Annotated in this window: 28 protein-coding genes and 1 pseudogene; all 29 read right to left on the minus strand. The window is 45.2% G+C overall.

What is annotated here, in order from left to right; genetic code table 11:
• Positions 1-190 precede the first annotated feature (190 nt).
• Positions 191-571 (minus strand): 50S ribosomal protein L17, encoded by a 381-nt coding sequence (gene rplQ, locus AB6E08_RS20470; protein ID WP_004729812.1) that lies wholly within the window; start codon positions 569-571, stop codon positions 191-193.
• Between the two features lie 24 nt (positions 572-595).
• A complete protein-coding gene (locus AB6E08_RS20475; RefSeq protein ID WP_004729813.1) occupies positions 596-1,588 on the minus strand; it encodes a DNA-directed RNA polymerase subunit alpha in 993 nt (330 codons plus the stop codon).
• 22 nt (positions 1,589-1,610) lie between these two features.
• Positions 1,611-2,231 (minus strand): 30S ribosomal protein S4, encoded by a 621-nt coding sequence (gene rpsD / locus AB6E08_RS20480; RefSeq protein WP_004738777.1) that lies wholly within the window; start codon positions 2,229-2,231, stop codon positions 1,611-1,613.
• 31 nt (positions 2,232-2,262) lie between these two features.
• Complete coding sequence (gene rpsK, locus AB6E08_RS20485; RefSeq protein ID WP_004738778.1) at positions 2,263-2,652, minus strand: 30S ribosomal protein S11; 390 nt, start codon at positions 2,650-2,652, stop codon at positions 2,263-2,265.
• A gap of 19 nt (positions 2,653-2,671) precedes the next feature.
• Entirely contained in the window at positions 2,672-3,028 is a 357-nt protein-coding gene (gene rpsM, locus AB6E08_RS20490) for a 30S ribosomal protein S13 (RefSeq protein ID WP_004738779.1), read from the minus strand.
• 149 nt (positions 3,029-3,177) lie between these two features.
• A complete protein-coding gene (gene rpmJ / locus AB6E08_RS20495) occupies positions 3,178-3,291 on the minus strand; it encodes a 50S ribosomal protein L36 (RefSeq protein ID WP_000868186.1) in 114 nt (37 codons plus the stop codon).
• 41 nt (positions 3,292-3,332) lie between these two features.
• Positions 3,333-4,667, minus strand: coding sequence for a preprotein translocase subunit SecY (gene secY, locus AB6E08_RS20500; RefSeq protein WP_004736759.1), 1,335 nt, complete (start codon positions 4,665-4,667; stop codon positions 3,333-3,335).
• Positions 4,668-4,687: 20 nt separating this feature from the next.
• Positions 4,688-5,122: a 50S ribosomal protein L15 gene (gene rplO / locus AB6E08_RS20505; protein WP_004736758.1), complete on the minus strand. Its 435-nt coding sequence runs from the start codon at positions 5,120-5,122 to the stop codon at positions 4,688-4,690.
• A 5-nt stretch (positions 5,123-5,127) separates the two neighbouring features.
• On the minus strand, positions 5,128-5,304 hold the full coding sequence (rpmD, locus tag AB6E08_RS20510; protein ID WP_004736756.1) for a 50S ribosomal protein L30: 177 nt from the start codon (positions 5,302-5,304) through the stop codon (positions 5,128-5,130).
• A 7-nt stretch (positions 5,305-5,311) separates the two neighbouring features.
• Positions 5,312-5,812 carry a 30S ribosomal protein S5 gene (gene rpsE, locus AB6E08_RS20515; RefSeq protein WP_004736754.1) on the minus strand — a complete coding sequence of 167 codons (501 nt, stop codon included), beginning with the start codon at positions 5,810-5,812 and terminating at the stop codon, positions 5,312-5,314.
• A gap of 14 nt (positions 5,813-5,826) precedes the next feature.
• Positions 5,827-6,180 (minus strand): 50S ribosomal protein L18, encoded by a 354-nt coding sequence (rplR, locus tag AB6E08_RS20520; RefSeq protein ID WP_009847783.1) that lies wholly within the window; start codon positions 6,178-6,180, stop codon positions 5,827-5,829.
• A gap of 9 nt (positions 6,181-6,189) precedes the next feature.
• Entirely contained in the window at positions 6,190-6,723 is a 534-nt protein-coding gene (rplF, locus tag AB6E08_RS20525; protein ID WP_009847784.1) for a 50S ribosomal protein L6, read from the minus strand.
• A 10-nt stretch (positions 6,724-6,733) separates the two neighbouring features.
• Entirely contained in the window at positions 6,734-7,126 is a 393-nt protein-coding gene (gene rpsH / locus AB6E08_RS20530; RefSeq protein WP_009847785.1) for a 30S ribosomal protein S8, read from the minus strand.
• Between the two features lie 29 nt (positions 7,127-7,155).
• Positions 7,156-7,461, minus strand: a complete 306-nt coding sequence (gene rpsN / locus AB6E08_RS20535) for a 30S ribosomal protein S14 (protein WP_004736747.1) — start codon at positions 7,459-7,461, stop codon at positions 7,156-7,158.
• Between the two features lie 16 nt (positions 7,462-7,477).
• Positions 7,478-8,017: a 50S ribosomal protein L5 gene (gene rplE, locus AB6E08_RS20540; protein ID WP_004736744.1), complete on the minus strand. Its 540-nt coding sequence runs from the start codon at positions 8,015-8,017 to the stop codon at positions 7,478-7,480.
• A gap of 24 nt (positions 8,018-8,041) precedes the next feature.
• Complete coding sequence (rplX, locus tag AB6E08_RS20545; RefSeq protein WP_004736742.1) at positions 8,042-8,359, minus strand: 50S ribosomal protein L24; 318 nt, start codon at positions 8,357-8,359, stop codon at positions 8,042-8,044.
• 11 nt (positions 8,360-8,370) lie between these two features.
• On the minus strand, positions 8,371-8,742 hold the full coding sequence (gene rplN / locus AB6E08_RS20550) for a 50S ribosomal protein L14 (RefSeq protein WP_004736740.1): 372 nt from the start codon (positions 8,740-8,742) through the stop codon (positions 8,371-8,373).
• A 162-nt stretch (positions 8,743-8,904) separates the two neighbouring features.
• Positions 8,905-9,159, minus strand: a complete 255-nt coding sequence (gene rpsQ, locus AB6E08_RS20555) for a 30S ribosomal protein S17 (RefSeq protein WP_004736739.1) — start codon at positions 9,157-9,159, stop codon at positions 8,905-8,907.
• A complete protein-coding gene (rpmC, locus tag AB6E08_RS20560; RefSeq protein ID WP_004736737.1) occupies positions 9,159-9,350 on the minus strand; it encodes a 50S ribosomal protein L29 in 192 nt (63 codons plus the stop codon). Before rpmC ends, rpsQ begins: the two co-directional genes overlap by 1 nt.
• Positions 9,350-9,760, minus strand: coding sequence for a 50S ribosomal protein L16 (gene rplP, locus AB6E08_RS20565; RefSeq protein WP_004736736.1), 411 nt, complete (start codon positions 9,758-9,760; stop codon positions 9,350-9,352). Before rplP ends, rpmC begins: the two co-directional genes overlap by 1 nt.
• Before the next feature lie 11 nt (positions 9,761-9,771).
• Entirely contained in the window at positions 9,772-10,470 is a 699-nt protein-coding gene (rpsC, locus tag AB6E08_RS20570; protein WP_004736734.1) for a 30S ribosomal protein S3, read from the minus strand.
• Positions 10,471-10,488: 18 nt separating this feature from the next.
• Positions 10,489-10,821, minus strand: coding sequence for a 50S ribosomal protein L22 (rplV, locus tag AB6E08_RS20575; RefSeq protein WP_372065960.1), 333 nt, complete (start codon positions 10,819-10,821; stop codon positions 10,489-10,491).
• 10 nt (positions 10,822-10,831) lie between these two features.
• Positions 10,832-11,110 (minus strand): 30S ribosomal protein S19, encoded by a 279-nt coding sequence (rpsS, locus tag AB6E08_RS20580; RefSeq protein WP_004736729.1) that lies wholly within the window; start codon positions 11,108-11,110, stop codon positions 10,832-10,834.
• A 19-nt stretch (positions 11,111-11,129) separates the two neighbouring features.
• The gene (gene rplB, locus AB6E08_RS20585; RefSeq protein WP_012604912.1) at positions 11,130-11,954 is read right to left on the minus strand and encodes a 50S ribosomal protein L2; all 825 of its coding nucleotides are present in this window, start codon (positions 11,952-11,954) and stop codon (positions 11,130-11,132) included.
• Between the two features lie 14 nt (positions 11,955-11,968).
• Positions 11,969-12,271: a 50S ribosomal protein L23 gene (rplW, locus tag AB6E08_RS20590; RefSeq protein WP_004736765.1), complete on the minus strand. Its 303-nt coding sequence runs from the start codon at positions 12,269-12,271 to the stop codon at positions 11,969-11,971.
• Positions 12,268-12,870: a 50S ribosomal protein L4 gene (gene rplD, locus AB6E08_RS20595; RefSeq protein WP_004736764.1), complete on the minus strand. Its 603-nt coding sequence runs from the start codon at positions 12,868-12,870 to the stop codon at positions 12,268-12,270. The genes rplW and rplD overlap by 4 nt, the downstream gene beginning before the upstream one ends.
• A gap of 16 nt (positions 12,871-12,886) precedes the next feature.
• Complete coding sequence (rplC, locus tag AB6E08_RS20600; protein WP_004736763.1) at positions 12,887-13,516, minus strand: 50S ribosomal protein L3; 630 nt, start codon at positions 13,514-13,516, stop codon at positions 12,887-12,889.
• A gap of 14 nt (positions 13,517-13,530) precedes the next feature.
• Positions 13,531-13,842: a 30S ribosomal protein S10 gene (gene rpsJ, locus AB6E08_RS20605; RefSeq protein ID WP_004736761.1), complete on the minus strand. Its 312-nt coding sequence runs from the start codon at positions 13,840-13,842 to the stop codon at positions 13,531-13,533.
• Positions 13,843-14,328: 486 nt separating this feature from the next.
• Positions 14,329-14,546 (minus strand): annotated as a pseudogene (gene tuf / locus AB6E08_RS20610) (elongation factor Tu); the annotation flags it as partial.

Below are 14,546 nucleotides of genomic sequence, written 5' to 3' on the forward strand. Positions count from 1 at the left end.
AGATACGAGATACGAGATACGAGATACGAGATACGAGATACGAGATACGAGATATTATTGAGAAATGGAGCAGAGAAGGTAAAGAAAAGTGCCAAATATCGTGGTGCAATTCTTATGTCGGTCTCCTAATTCTACAGATACAAAAAAGCCGAGCTAATGCTCGGCTTTTGTATTAAGAATCTAGTATAGATTACTCAGCAGCTTCTTCAGCAGCTGGGCGGTCTACAAGCTCAATGTAAGCCATTGGAGCTTTATCACCAGTACGGAAACCACATTTAAGAATGCGAGTGTAACCACCTTGGCGAGCCGCGAAACGCGGGCCTAGTTCATTAAATAGTTTTGCCACAACTTCGTTATCACGAGTGCGAGCAAATGCAAGACGACGGTTAGCAACACTGTCTGTCTTAGCTAGGGTAATCAATGGCTCAATTACGCGACGTAGTTCTTTTGCTTTAGGCACGGTAGTTTTAATAACTTCGTGACGAACAAGAGAGCTAGCCATGTTGCTGAACATCGCTTTGCGATGACTGCTGTTGCGGTTGAGTTGACGACCACTTTTACGATGGCGCATGACCTAATCCTTCTAACTTTTCGATTAATCTTCAGCGATTGACGCTGGTGGCCAGTTTTCTAGGCGCATGCCTAGAGAAAGACCACGTGAAGCAAGCACATCTTTAATCTCTGTAAGAGATTTCTTACCAAGGTTTGGCGTTTTAAGTAGCTCAACCTCAGTGCGCTGTACAAGATCACCGATGTAGTGAATCGCTTCTGCTTTCAAACAGTTAGCAGAGCGAACTGTTAGTTCAAGATCGTCTACAGGACGTAGTAGGATAGGATCGAATTCTGGCTTCTCTTCCTTCTCCTCAGGTACACGTACATCACGAAGATCTACGAACGCATCCAGTTGTTCAGCTAAAATAGTAGCTGCACGACGGATTGCTTCCTCAGGTTCTAGAGTACCGTTCGTTTCCATATCGATAACAAGCTTGTCTAAGTCAGTACGTTGTTCTACACGTGCCGCTTCAACAGCATAGGCGATTTTATCGACCGGGCTGTAAGTAGCGTCAACAAGTAGACGACCGATTGGACGCTCATCTTCTTCTGTATGGATACGAGCTGAAGCTGGAACGTAACCACGACCACGTTCTACTTTGATACGCATAGCGATCTCAGCGTTGTCATCCGTTAGGTGACAAATTACGTGCTCAGGGTTAGCGATCTCTACATCACCATCGTGGGTGATGTCACCTGCAACAACAGGGCCTGAGCCTGATTTGTTCAGTGTAATAAACACTTCATCTTTGCCTTCAGCAACGCGTACAGCTAAACCTTTAAGGTTTAGAAGGATTTCCAGGATATCTTCCTGAACGCCTTCTTTAGTGCTGTATTCGTGTAGCACACCTTCGATTTCAACTTCTGTTACGGCACAACCCGGCATAGAAGATAGAAGAATGCGGCGAAGAGCATTACCTAGAGTATGGCCGAAACCGCGCTCTAATGGCTCAAGAGTTACTTTCGCGTGTGTCGTATTGATCTGTTCAATGTCAACAAGACGCGGCTTAAGAAATTCTGTTACAGAACCCTGCATTGTGTCCTCTCTTTTTTTAACCTTACTTAGAGTAAAGTTCGACGATCAAGTGTTCATTGATGTCAGCTGATAGGTCAGAACGCTCAGGCATACGCTTGAATGTACCTTCCATTTTGCCAGCATCTACTTCAATCCAAGTTGGCTTTTCACGTTGTTCAGCAACTTCTAGAGCCGCTTTAATACGAGATTGCTGTTTAGCTTTCTCGCGGATAGAAACAACGTCGTTTGCCGCTACTTTGAAAGAAGGAACGTTTACAACTTTACCGTTAACTAGAATAGACTTGTGGCTAACTAGTTGACGAGATTCAGCACGAGTAGCGCCAAAGCCCATACGGTAAACTACGTTATCAAGACGACCTTCAAGAAGCTGAAGCAGGTTTGCACCTGTGTTGCCTTTAAGACGTGCAGCTTCTTTGTAGTAGTTGCGGAATTGTTTTTCTAGAACGCCGTAAATACGACGAACTTTTTGCTTCTCACGAAGCTGAACGCCATACTCAGATAGACGACCGCGACGAGCGCCGTGTACACCTGGTGCGTTATCAATTTTACACTTGGTATCGATCGCACGGACACCAGACTTAAGGAATAAGTCAGTACCTTCGCGACGGCTAAGCTTCAGCTTAGGACCCAAATATCTTGCCATGATCTTTCTCCAATATTCCTAGAAACGAAACTTAAACGCGACGTTTCTTAGGTGGACGACAACCGTTATGAGGGATTGGTGTCGCATCAACAATGTTAGTGATACGGAAACCAGCAGCGTTCAGTGCACGAACAGTAGATTCGCGACCTGGACCTGGACCCTTAACCATAACTTCCAAGTTCTTTAGGCCATATTCTTTAGCCATTTCACCACAACGCTCAGCTGCAACTTGTGCTGCGAACGGAGTAGATTTACGAGAACCACGGAAACCTGAACCACCTGCTGTAGCCCATGCAAGAGCGTTGCCTTGACGGTCAGTGATAGTTACGATTGTGTTGTTGAAAGAAGCATGAATGTGCGCTACGCCATCAGCTACTTGCTTGCGTACGCGCTTACGCGCGCGAGTTGGTTGTTTTGCCATTGTACTCTACCTTATCCGACTATTTCTTGATCGGCTTGCGCGGACCCTTACGGGTGCGAGCGTTGGTTTTAGTACGCTGTCCACGTAGTGGTAGACTGCGACGATGACGAAGACCGCGGTAACAGCCAAGGTCCATAAGACGCTTGATGTTCATCGATACTTCACGACGTAGATCACCTTCTACAGTGTATTTAGCTACACCATCACGCAGTTGATCGATCTGCTCTTCAGTTAGTTCACTGATCTTAGCATCTTCAGCAATACCCACTTCAGCTAGAATAGCTTGAGAGCGAGTTTTGCCAATACCGTAGATTGCAGTAAGTGCAATTACAGAATGCTTATGATCAGGAATGTTAATGCCGGCTATACGGGCCATTATTCACTCCTAAGGGGGTTCATAAAAGAATTATCCGCAGCAAAGCCCGTTATGGATACGCTGCGGCATACTACTTCTTTTGCACGCAAAAGGTAGGCCGAGGAATATACTCGACTCTACCTAGTATTTCAAGTAAAAATTTCTGCTGATTAGCCTTGGCGTTGCTTATGCTTTGGCTCACTGCAAATCACGCGAACGACACCGTTACGCTTGATAACTTTACAGTTACGGCAGATTTTTTTAACGGAAGCACGAACTTTCATTGCTAAACTCCGTAAATGGAATCGAAATAATTACTACCGAATTAACGGCCGTAACCTTTCAGATTCGCTTTCTTTAACACAGAATCATACTGTTGTGACATCAGATGAGTCTGTACCTGTGCCATGAAATCCATGATAACTACCACTACGATTAGTAGTGATGTGCCGCCGAAGTAGAAACGAACGTTCCACGCGACCATCATGAATTCAGGAATCAGACATATAAAAGTAATGTATAGAGCGCCCGCAAGGGTTAGCCTAGTCATCACTTTATCGATATATTTCGCTGTCTGCTCACCTGGGCGGATACCGGGTACGAATGCACCAGACTTCTTCAAATTATCAGCTGTTTCACGCGGGTTAAACACCAACGCTGTATAGAAGAAACAGAAGAAGATTATAGCTGCTGCATAAAGCATTACATACAAAGGTTGACCTGGGCTAAGAGCTAATGACACGTCAGTTAACCAACCGAACGCGCTGCTTTCACCATTTTGACCAAACCATTGTGCTAATGTTCCTGGGAACAAAATAATACTTGATGCAAAAATCGCTGGAATAACACCTGCCATATTAATCTTAAGAGGCAAGTGAGAGCTTTGAGCTGCAAAAACTTTACGACCTTGTTGACGCTTCGCATAGTTAACGACGATACGACGTTGACCACGTTCCATGAAAACTACGAAGTAAATTACAGCAAAAGACAATACCGCGATAAACAACAGAAGAAGCACATGCAATTCACCTTGACGCGCTTGCTCGATTGTTTGACCGATTGCAGAAGGCAATCCAGCAACAATACCTGCAAAAATCAGAATGGAAATACCATTACCGATTCCTCGCTCAGTGATTTGTTCACCTAACCACATCAAAAACATGGTACCAGTTACTAAACTCACGGTAGCAATAAGCGTAAACATGGTTTGGTTGATAACAACCAGATTGTCGACCATGTTTGGTAAGCCTGTTGCGATACCAATAGCTTGGAATGTTGCAAGTACAAGCGTGCCGTAGCGTGTATATTGGCTTATCTTACGACGGCCTGCTTCACCCTCTTTTTTGAGTTCCGCTAACGCTGGATGAACTACAGTTAGCAATTGGACTACGATCGATGCCGAAATGTACGGCATGATACCCAATGCTAATATAGATGCACGCTCAAGAGCACCACCGGAGAACATGTTAAACATTTCTACGATGGTACCTTTTTGCTGATCGAACAAATCGGCAAGTACAGCTGCGTCAATACCAGGGATCGGCACAAAAGAGCCGGCTCGGAATACTAAAAGTGCACCAATTACGAATAATAAGCGCGACTTTAGTTCACTTAAGCCGCTCTGAGCACTACGAAAATCTTTTCCTGGTTTCTTAGCCATCTGTACCTCGTTCCTCGAGATTATTCCTCGATTTTACCGCCTGCAGCTTCGATTGCAGCTTTAGCGCCTTTAGTCACGCGTAGACCTTTAACAGTCACAGCTTTGCTTAGGTCACCAGAAAGAACGATCTTAACAAACTCGATGTTCTTAGTGATAACGTTAGCAGCTTTAAGGCTGTTAAGATCAACTACGTCACCTGTTACTTTCGCTAGCTCAGCTAGACGAACTTCAGCAGACACTAGGCTCTTACGAGAAGTGAAACCGAATTTAGGTAGACGTTGTTTTAGAGGCATTTGACCGCCTTCAAAACCTGGACGAACAGAGCCGCCAGAACGTGACTTTTGACCTTTGTGACCGCGGCCACCTGTTTTACCAAGGCCAGAACCGATACCACGACCTACACGCTTCTTAGAAGGTTTAGAGCCAGCAGCCGGTGATAGAGTATTCAAACGCATTCTGATTACTCCTCAATCTTAACCATGTAGTAAACCTTGTTGATCATACCGCGTACGCACGGAGTATCTTCAAGTTCTACTGTATGGTTGATGCGACGAAGACCTAGACCTTTAAGACACGCTTTGTGCTTAGGTAGGCGACCAATTGAGCTTTTAGTTTGAGTTACTTTAATAGTTGCCATCGTGTGCTTACTCCGAAATAGATTCAACAGTTAGACCACGTTTAGCAGCAACCATTTCTGGTGACTTAACGTCTACTAGAGCACCAATCGTTGCGCGAACAACGTTGATTGGGTTCGTTGAACCGTATGCTTTAGAAAGAACGTTATGTACGCCTGCAACTTCAAGTACGGCACGCATTGCACCACCGGCAATAACACCTGTACCTTCAGCAGCTGGCTGCATGTAAACTTTAGAGCCCGAATGACGACCTTTCACCGGGTGGTGAAGAGTGCCTTCGTTAAGCGCAACAGTAACCATGTTACGACGCGCTTTTTCCATTGCTTTTTGAATCGCTGCAGGTACTTCACGAGCTTTGCCGTAACCGAAACCTACGCGACCATTACCGTCACCAACTACTGTTAGTGCAGTGAAGCTCATGATTCGACCACCTTTAACCGTCTTAGATACACGGTTAACAGCGATCAGCTTTTCTTGCAAATCATTAGCTTGTTGTTGTTCTTTAGCCATCTTCCAACCCTACCTTAGAATTTCAGACCAGCTTCGCGAGCAGATTCTGCTAGCGCCGCTACTCGACCGTGGTATTGGAAACCAGAACGGTCAAATGCAACTGAAGCTACGCCTTTTTCAAGAGCGCGCTCAGCAACAGCTTTACCAACTGCTTTAGCTGCATCGACGTTACCAGTGTTCTTAACTTGCTCACGGATCGCTTTTTCTACAGTAGAAGCAGCTGCGATAACCTCAGAGCCGTTTGCCGAGATAACTTGAGCGTAAACATGGCGAGGAGTACGATGTACTACCAGGCGAGTTGCACCAAGTTCTGCAATCTTACGACGTGCACGTGTAGCACGACGGATGCGAGATGCTTTCTTATCCATAGTGATACCTTACTTCTTCTTAGCTTCTTTAGTACGCACATTTTCATCTGCGTAACGAACACCTTTGCCTTTGTAAGGCTCAGGAGCACGGTAAGAACGAATGTCAGCCGCAACTTGACCTACTACTTGCTTATCGCAACCAGTAATAACGATCTCAGTTTGGCTAGGGCACTCAGCTTTAATACCTTCAGGTAGAGCGTGCTCTACTGGGTGAGAAAAACCAAGAGTTAGACCTACAGCGTTGCCTTTCATAGCAGCACGGTAACCAACACCCTTAAGAGTTAGCTTCTTAGTGAAGCCCTCAGTAACACCCACAACCATGTTATTAACTAGAGCGCGAGCTGTACCAGCTTGTGCCCATGCGTTAGTAACACCTTCTTTCGGACCGAAAGTTAGGTTGTTTTCTTCCTGTGCAATAACTACGGCGCTGTTAAGAACGCGAGTAAGCTCACCTTTGCTACCTTTTACAGTAACTTCTTGGCCGTTTAGTTTCACCTCTACGCCAGCTGGAATAGCGACAGGTGCTTTAGCAACACGAGACATAATCTACTCCTTAAGCTACGTAACAGATGATTTCACCGCCAAGACCTGCTTTACGAGCAGCACGGTCAGACATCAGACCCTTGGAAGTAGAAACAACTGCAATACCAAGACCACCCATCACTGTAGGTAAAGAGTCTTTATTTTTATAAACTCTTAGACCAGGACGTGATACGCGCTTGATTTGCTCGATTACAGGTTTAGCTTGGAAGTACTTAAGAGTAACTTCTAGCTCAGGTTTTGCTTCGCTGTCAACAGCGAAGTCTACGATGTAACCTTCAGCTTTAAGTAATGCAGCAATTGCAACTTTAAGCTTTGAAGAAGGCATTTTTACAGCAACTTTATTTGCTGCCTGACCGTTACGAACGCGGGTCAGCATATCCGAAATCGGATCTTGCATGCTCATAAGATTTACTCCAAATGATTAAGTGGCAATTACCAGCTAGCCTTACGAAGACCCGGAATCTCGCCTTTCATGCAAGCTTCGCGAACCTTAATACGGCTTAGACCGAATTTACGTAGGTAACCGTGTGGACGACCAGTTTGGTTGCAACGGTTGCGCTGACGTGATGCACTTGAATCACGTGGAAGAGATTGCAGTTTAAGAACCGCATTCCAACGATCTTCTTCAGATGCGTTTACATCGCTAATGATAACTTTTAGCGCAGAACGCTTTTCAGCGAACTTAACTACTAGTTTTGCACGTTTAGCTTCACGTGCTTTCATTGATTGTTTAGCCATAACAGTAACCCTACCCTTACTTACGGAATGGGAAGTTAAAGGCAGCCAGCAGAGCTCGGCCTTCCTCATCGGATCCCGCAGATGTCGTGATAGTAATATCAAGACCGCGGACACGATCGACTTTATCGTAGTCGATTTCCGGAAAGATGATTTGCTCGCGAACGCCCATGCTGTAGTTACCGCGTCCGTCAAAAGACTTAGCGCTAACACCACGGAAATCACGTACACGTGGAAGTGCGATAGAGATTAAACGCTCTAAAAATTCCCACATGCGCTCACCACGCAAGGTTACTTTACAACCAATTGGGTAGCCTTCACGAATTTTGAAACCAGCTACAGATTTACGCGCTTTCGTGATAAGAGGCTTTTGACCAGAGATCGTTGCCATATCAGACGCTGCGTTTTCTAGCAGTTTCTTATCGTTGATTGCTTCACCAACGCCCATGTTTAGGGTGATTTTCTCAATCCTAGGGACTTGCATGACGCTTGTGTAGCTGAACTCTTTGGTAAGCTCAGCGACTACAGACGACTTGTAGTAATCATGCAGTTTCGCCATAGTAGAACTCCAAATTACTTCTAATTAGTTAGAAACAGTTTCGCCGTTAGATTTGAAGAAACGAACTTTCTTGCCATCTTCGATACGGAAACCGATACGGTCTGCTTTACCAGTAGCCGCGTTAAAGACTGCAACGTTAGAAGCATCAATAGCTGCTTCTTGTTCAACGATGCCACCTTGTTGACCTAGAGCCGGAACCGGCTTTTGGTGTTTTTTAACAAGATTGATGCCTTCAACAACAACTTTACCAGTTGTCAGAACCTTAGTTACTTTACCTTTCTTGCCTTTATCTTTACCAGCAAGAATGATTACTTCGTCATTACGACGGATTTTAGCTGCCATGTTGCCGCTCCTTACAGAACTTCAGGTGCAAGTGATACAATCTTCATGAATTTCGCGTTACGAAGTTCACGAGTCACAGGACCAAAGATACGTGTGCCGACTGGTTGCTCAGTAGTGTCATTTAACAATACACAAGCATTACTGTCGAAGCGAATGACAGAACCGTCTGGGCGACGAACGCCTTTACGGGTGCGCACTACTACCGCCTTCAGAACATCACCTTTCTTTACTTTACCGCGAGGAATCGCTTCCTTCACTGTAACCTTGATGACGTCACCGATATGTGCATAACGGCGGTGAGAGCCACCCAGAACCTTAATACACATTACCTTGCGCGCGCCAGAGTTATCTGCTGCGTCAAGTGTACTTTGCATCTGGATCATTGTTAGTGCTCCGCTAAATATTAAAACTAGACCCTCTCGGGTCGGGCTGCCTCTTTAAAAGGGACGCGAATTGTACCACCCTTTTTTTAAATTGGGTAGACAAAAAACAAGCGGCTCCAAAAAATTATTTGGAGCCGCTTATAAGTTATAGAATTACAAAGATTAAATCTTCGCTTTTTCTAGAACTTTAACCAATGTCCAAGACTTAGTCTTAGACAGAGGACGACACTCAGCGATTTCAACTTTGTCGCCTAGGCCACAAGTGTTGTCTTCGTCGTGTGCGTGTACTTTAGTCGTGCGTTTGATGAACTTACCGTAAATTGGGTGTTTTACAGTACGCTCAATAGCAACAACGATAGACTTGTCCATCTTGTCACTTACTACACGGCCTTGCTGGATGCGGTTAGTTTCGCTCATTATGCGCCTGCCTTTTCAGTCAAAACAGTTTTCACACGTGCGATGTCACGGCGTACAGCTTTTAGAGTATGAGTTTGCTGTAGTTGACCAGTTGCAGCTTGCATGCGCAAGTTGAACTGTTCACGTAGCAAATTCAATAGCTCAGCGTTAAGCTCTTCAACGTTCTTTTCGCGTAGATCTTGTGCTTTCATCACATCACCTGCTTAGTTACAAAAGTAGTTTTAACAGGCAGTTTACGTGCCGCTAGGCGGAACGCTTCACGTGCCAACTCTTCAGGTACGCCATTCATCTCGTACATAACTTTGCCTGGTTGGATTTGAGCAACCCAGTACGCAACTGAACCTTTACCTTTACCTTGACGAACTTCAAGAGGCTTTTCAGTAATAGGTTTGTCTGGGAACACACGGATCCAGATTTGACCTTGACGCTTAATGTGACGTGTCATAGCACGACGTGCCGCTTCGATTTGACGTGCAGTCAGGCGACCACGGCCAACAGCTTTAAGACCGAATTCGCCGAAGCTTACTTCAGTACCTTTAGCTAGACCACGGTTACGACCAGTCATAACCTTGCGGAACTTAGTACGTTTTGGTTGTAGCATCGTTCGACTCCTTACTTACGGCCTTTACGCTGCTTCTTAGGCTTATCGCCTTTTGGCTCTACTGCGTTAGCAGCTGGCATACCGCCTAGAATCTCACCTTTGAAGATCCAAACTTTAATGCCGATCACACCGTATTGAGTGTGAGCCGAAGAAGTTGCGTAATCAATGTCTGCACGTAGAGTGTGTAGAGGCACACGGCCTTCACGGTACCACTCTGAACGTGCGATTTCAGCACCGCCAAGACGGCCGCCTACTTGTACTTTGATGCCTTTAGCGCCTAGACGCATAGCATTTTGTACCGCACGCTTCATTGCACGACGGAACATAACACGACGCTCTAGTTGAGACGCGATGCTATCAGCTACAAGCTGACCATCTAGCTCAGGCTTACGTACTTCAGCGATGTTAATTTGCGCTGGTACACCTGCGATTTTAGCTACAGCTGCGCGTAGCTTCTCTACGTCTTCACCTTTCTTACCGATAACAACGCCAGGACGAGCTGTGTGAATAGTCACACGGATGCTCTTAGCTGGACGCTCGATAACGATACGAGATAATGATGCTTTTTGTAGTTCCTTGGTAAGGAACTGACGTACCTTGAAGTCGCCGTCTAGGTTGTCAGCGAATTCGTTGGTATTAGCAAACCATGTAGCATTCCAAGGCTTGACGATGCCAAGACGAATACCATTAGGATGTACTTTCTGACCCATTGCTTACTCTCCTAGTCTTTAGCGATCTGCTACAACAATAGTGATGTGGCTTGAACGCTTCAAGATACGATCCGCACGACCTTTAGCACGAGGCATAATACGCTTCATGATAGGGCCCTCATCTACGAAGATTTTAGCGACATTTAGATCGTCGATATCTGCACCTTCGTTATGTTCCGCGTTAGCGATAGCTGACTCAAGAACTTTCTTAACTAAAACAGCAGCTTTTTTGTTGCTGAAAGTTAGAATTTCTAGAGCCTGGCCTACCGACTTACCGCGAATTTGGTCTGCAACTAAGCGAGCTTTCTGTGGAGAAATACGAGCAAAGTTATGTTTAGCTAAAGCTTCCATCATCTACTCCTTATTTCTTCTTAGCTTTCTTATCTGCAGCATGACCGCGATAAGTACGAGTTGGTGCAAATTCGCCTAGTTTGTGACCGATCATTTCTTCGGTAACGAAAACTGGGACGTGCTGACGACCATTATGGACAGCGATGGTCAAACCAATCATTGTTGGGATGATCATTGAGCGACGGGACCAAGTCTTAATAGGCTTTTTGTCTCCGCTTTCCACCGCTTTCTCTACCTTCTTCAGCAAGTGTAGGTCAATAAAAGGACCTTTCTTGAGAGAACGTGGCATGGCGATTCCTCTTTATAAATTATTTAGTGCGACGACGTACGATGTACTTGTCAGTGCGCTTATTCTTACGAGTCTTGAAGCCCTTAGTAGGAACGCCCCAAGGAGATACTGGGTGACGACCACCAGATGTGCGGCCTTCACCACCACCATGTGGGTGATCCACCGGGTTCATTACTACACCACGTACGGTTGGACGTACGCCGCGCCAGCGTGAAGCACCAGCTTTACCAAGTTCACGTAGCATATGCTCAGAGTTACCAACTTCACCGATCGTTGCACGACCTTCAGAAAGAACTTTGCGCATTTCACCAGAACGTAGACGGATAGTTACGTATGCACCATCGCGAGCGATGATTTGAGCATAAGCACCAGCCGAACGAGCTAGTTGTGCACCTTTACCAGGCTTAAGTTCAACACAGTGTACAGTAGAACCTACTGGGATGTTGCGCATCGGCAGAGTGTTACCTGCTTTGATTGCAGCATCTACGCCAGATTGAATCTGGTCGCCTGCGTTAACACCTTTAGGTGCAATGATGTAACGACGCTCACCGTCTGCGTACAGAACTAGAGCGATGTTAGCACTACGGTTTGGATCGTATTCTAGACGCTCAACTTTCGCTGGGATGCCATCTTTAGTACGTTTGAAGTCAACTAGACGGTAATGGTGTTTATGACCACCACCGATGTGACGTACTGTAATACGACCGTTGTTGTTACGACCACCGTTCTTAGAGTTTTTCTCTAGAAGTGGTGCGTATGGCTTACCCTTGTGCAGGTCAGCGTTAACAACTTTAACGACGTGACGACGACCAGGGGAAGTCGGCTTACATTTAACAATAGCCATTTTTACTACTCCTGTTATTCCGCGCCGCCAACGAAGTCAAGATCTTGACCTTCTTTCAAAGTAACGTAGGCTTTCTTAACGTCTGAACGACGGCCTTCACGCATACCTTGACGTTTGGTCTTACCCTTTAATACAAGAGTATTTACAGACTTAACTTCAACTTCAAATAGCTTTTCTACAGCTGCTTTGATCTCTTTCTTAGTTGCATCTTTAGCTACTTTGAAAACGATAGTGTTCGCTTTCTCAGCTGCCATAGTTGCTTTTTCAGAGATGTGCGGAGCACGTAGAACTTTTAAGATACGCTCTTCAGTGATCATGCTAGCATCTCCTCAACTTGCTTAACTGCATCAGCAGTCATCAGAACCTTGTCGAAAGCGATTAGTGATACTGGATCAACACCAGCAACATCACGTGCATCTACTTTGTATAGGTTACGAGCAGCTAAGAATAGATTTTCATCTACTTCGCCAGTCACAATCAGAACGTCATTTAGCTCAAGCTCTTTAAGCTTAGCTACAAGTTCTTTTGTTTTTGGTGCTTCTACAGAGAAGTTATCAACAACGATTAGACGCTCTTGACGAATCAACTCAGAAAGAATGCTTTTCATAGCACCGCGGTACATTTTCTTGTTAACTTTTTGGCTGTGATCTTGTGGTTTCGCAGCAAAAGTAACACCACCTGTACGCCAGATTGGGCTACGAATTGTACCAGCACGTGCACGGCCAGTACCTTTTTGGCGCCATGGCTTAGCACCGCCGCCTGATACTTCAGAACGAGTCTTTTGAGCACGAGTACCTTGACGAGCACCTGCTGCATACGCAACAACTACTTGGTGTACTAGAGCTTCGTTAAAGTCACGTCCGAAAGTAGTCTCGGAAACAGTTAGTGCATCAGCACCTTTAACCATCAATTCCATTACTTACTCCTAGACGTTATGCTTTAACAGCAGGTTTTACGATCACGTTACCGCCTGTTGAGCCTGGTACTGCACCTTTAATAAGGAGTAGATTGCGCTCAGCGTCAACACGTACGATCTCTAGGTTTTGAGTCGTTACACGCTCAGCACCCATGTGACCTGCCATTTTCTTGCCTTTAAACACGCGGCCTGGAGTTTGACATTGGCCAATTGAACCCGGTGCGCGGTGAGACAAAGAGTTACCGTGAGTCATATCTTGAGTAGAGAAGTTCCAACGCTTGATAGCGCCTTGGAAGCCTTTACCTTTAGATGTACCAGTAACGTCTACTTTTTTAATTTCGTTGAAAAGTTCTACGTTTAGCTCAGCGCCAACTTCAAACTCTTCGCCGTTTTCTAAACGGAATTCCCAAAGACCGCGACCTGCTTCAACACCCGCTTTCGCGAAGTGACCAGCTTCAGGTTTAGTTACACGGTTAGCTTTCTTAGCACCAGTAGTTACTTGGATTGCTGCGTAGCCGTCTGTCTCAAGAGTTTTAACTTGAGAAATACGGTTCGCTTCAACCTCAACAACAGTTACTGGGATAGAAACGCCTTCTTCAGTAAATACGCGGGTCATACCCACTTTACGTCCGACTAGACCAATCATTATTCTTATCTCCCTTAACCTAGGCTGATTTGAACATCAACGCCAGCTGCAAGATCAAGACGCATTAGAGCATCAACAGTTTTATCTGTTGGCTCAACGATGTCGATCAAACGCTTGTGAGTACGAATTTCGTACTGATCACGTGCATCTTTGTTGACGTGTGGAGAGGTAAGAACAGTGAAACGCTCTTTACGAGTAGGAAGTGGAATAGGACCACGAACCTGTGCGCCAGTACGTTTTGCTGTTTCAACGATTTCCGCAGTTGAAGCATCGATTAGCTTGTAATCAAACGCTTTAAGGCGGATACGAATACGTTGGTTCTGCATGAGACAGAGCTCCAATTATTAAAAATTACACAAACAATATCGCCACTCAAGCTCGAAAGAACGAGAGAATGCCGATTGATTTATGTGAAACCGTAGCATCCAAGATTAGGACGCATTGTCAGTTAACTTTTGAAGTAAACACAAGGTTTACTATTTTTATTAACCGCGAACATAAGCTGAGTATACATTACTAGGTAAGACCTACTCCTCAGTGCTCATTGGTTCACAAACCGGCGTTAGCCAGTGCGATGCATTATACAGATCACATTTTAGTATGCAAGTGGTGTTGGAAAAATAATCGGAATATATTTGTGCAGAGCATTCGAAGAAAAGTTGTGTGACAAAAGCAGAACGACAAGGAACGGGGATGATACTAAGGGAAAGCAAAAAGAAGTGGTGGGAACGTGGAAAAATAAAAGGGAAGCCGAAGCTTCCCTTTTCTTATGCAGTTCTTCTAATGAAGAGTGTGCAAAAATCTAAATGCTATTAAGCGAAGATTTTAGCTACAACACCAGCACCAACAGTACGGCCACCTTCGCGGATTGCGAAACGTAGACCTTCGTCCATTGCGATTGGAGCGATTAGCTCAACAGTCATTTGAACGTTGTCACCTGGCATTACCATTTCTACGCCTTCAGGTAGAGTGATATCGCCTGTTACGTCAGTTGTACGGAAGTAGAACTGTGGACGGTAACCCTTGAAGA

This window comes from Vibrio sp. 10N.247.310.24, assembly GCF_041467175.1.
Lineage (GTDB): Bacteria > Pseudomonadota > Gammaproteobacteria > Enterobacterales > Vibrionaceae > Vibrio > Vibrio tasmaniensis_A.

Coding starts and splice junctions, on each gene's coding strand:
- rpsE (WP_004736754.1), bottom strand. CDS start 5,812: ATGGCTAAAGAACAACAACAAGCTAATGATTTGCAAGAAAAGCTGATC.
- rpsS (WP_004736729.1), bottom strand. CDS start 11,110: ATGCCACGTTCTCTCAAGAAAGGTCCTTTTATTGACCTACACTTGCTG.
- rplX (WP_004736742.1), bottom strand. CDS start 8,359: ATGGCAGCTAAAATCCGTCGTAATGACGAAGTAATCATTCTTGCTGGT.
- rpsH (WP_009847785.1), bottom strand. CDS start 7,126: ATGAGCATGCAAGATCCGATTTCGGATATGCTGACCCGCGTTCGTAAC.
- rplP (WP_004736736.1), bottom strand. CDS start 9,760: ATGCTACAACCAAAACGTACTAAGTTCCGCAAGGTTATGACTGGTCGT.
- rpsJ (WP_004736761.1), bottom strand. CDS start 13,842: ATGCAGAACCAACGTATTCGTATCCGCCTTAAAGCGTTTGATTACAAG.
- rplR (WP_009847783.1), bottom strand. CDS start 6,180: ATGGATAAGAAAGCATCTCGCATCCGTCGTGCTACACGTGCACGTCGT.
- rpsQ (WP_004736739.1), bottom strand. CDS start 9,159: ATGAGCGAAACTAACCGCATCCAGCAAGGCCGTGTAGTAAGTGACAAG.
- rpmC (WP_004736737.1), bottom strand. CDS start 9,350: ATGAAAGCACAAGATCTACGCGAAAAGAACGTTGAAGAGCTTAACGCT.
- rplQ (WP_004729812.1), bottom strand. CDS start 571: ATGCGCCATCGTAAAAGTGGTCGTCAACTCAACCGCAACAGCAGTCAT.
- rpsD (WP_004738777.1), bottom strand. CDS start 2,231: ATGGCAAGATATTTGGGTCCTAAGCTGAAGCTTAGCCGTCGCGAAGGT.
- rplV (WP_372065960.1), bottom strand. CDS start 10,821: ATGGAAGCTTTAGCTAAACATAACTTTGCTCGTATTTCTCCACAGAAA.
- rpmJ (WP_000868186.1), bottom strand. CDS start 3,291: ATGAAAGTTCGTGCTTCCGTTAAAAAAATCTGCCGTAACTGTAAAGTT.
- rpsM (WP_004738779.1), bottom strand. CDS start 3,028: ATGGCCCGTATAGCCGGCATTAACATTCCTGATCATAAGCATTCTGTA.
- rplO (WP_004736758.1), bottom strand. CDS start 5,122: ATGCGTTTGAATACTCTATCACCGGCTGCTGGCTCTAAACCTTCTAAG.
- rplC (WP_004736763.1), bottom strand. CDS start 13,516: ATGATTGGTCTAGTCGGACGTAAAGTGGGTATGACCCGCGTATTTACT.
- rpmD (WP_004736756.1), bottom strand. CDS start 5,304: ATGGCAACTATTAAAGTAACTCAAACTAAAAGCTCAATTGGTCGCCTA.
- rplB (WP_012604912.1), bottom strand. CDS start 11,954: ATGGCTATTGTTAAATGTAAGCCGACTTCCCCTGGTCGTCGTCACGTC.
- rplW (WP_004736765.1), bottom strand. CDS start 12,271: ATGATCACTGAAGAGCGTATCTTAAAAGTTCTACGTGCTCCGCACATC.
- rpsN (WP_004736747.1), bottom strand. CDS start 7,461: ATGGCTAAACAATCAATGAAAGCACGTGAAGCTAAACGTGCAAAACTA.
- secY (WP_004736759.1), bottom strand. CDS start 4,667: ATGGCTAAGAAACCAGGAAAAGATTTTCGTAGTGCTCAGAGCGGCTTA.
- rplN (WP_004736740.1), bottom strand. CDS start 8,742: ATGATCCAGATGCAAAGTACACTTGACGCAGCAGATAACTCTGGCGCG.
- rplE (WP_004736744.1), bottom strand. CDS start 8,017: ATGGCGAAACTGCATGATTACTACAAGTCGTCTGTAGTCGCTGAGCTT.
- rplF (WP_009847784.1), bottom strand. CDS start 6,723: ATGTCTCGTGTTGCTAAAGCACCTGTCGCTATTCCAGCTGGCGTAGAG.
- rpsK (WP_004738778.1), bottom strand. CDS start 2,652: ATGGCAAAACAACCAACTCGCGCGCGTAAGCGCGTACGCAAGCAAGTA.
- AB6E08_RS20475 (WP_004729813.1), bottom strand. CDS start 1,588: ATGCAGGGTTCTGTAACAGAATTTCTTAAGCCGCGTCTTGTTGACATT.
- rplD (WP_004736764.1), bottom strand. CDS start 12,870: ATGGAATTGATGGTTAAAGGTGCTGATGCACTAACTGTTTCCGAGACT.
- rpsC (WP_004736734.1), bottom strand. CDS start 10,470: ATGGGTCAGAAAGTACATCCTAATGGTATTCGTCTTGGCATCGTCAAG.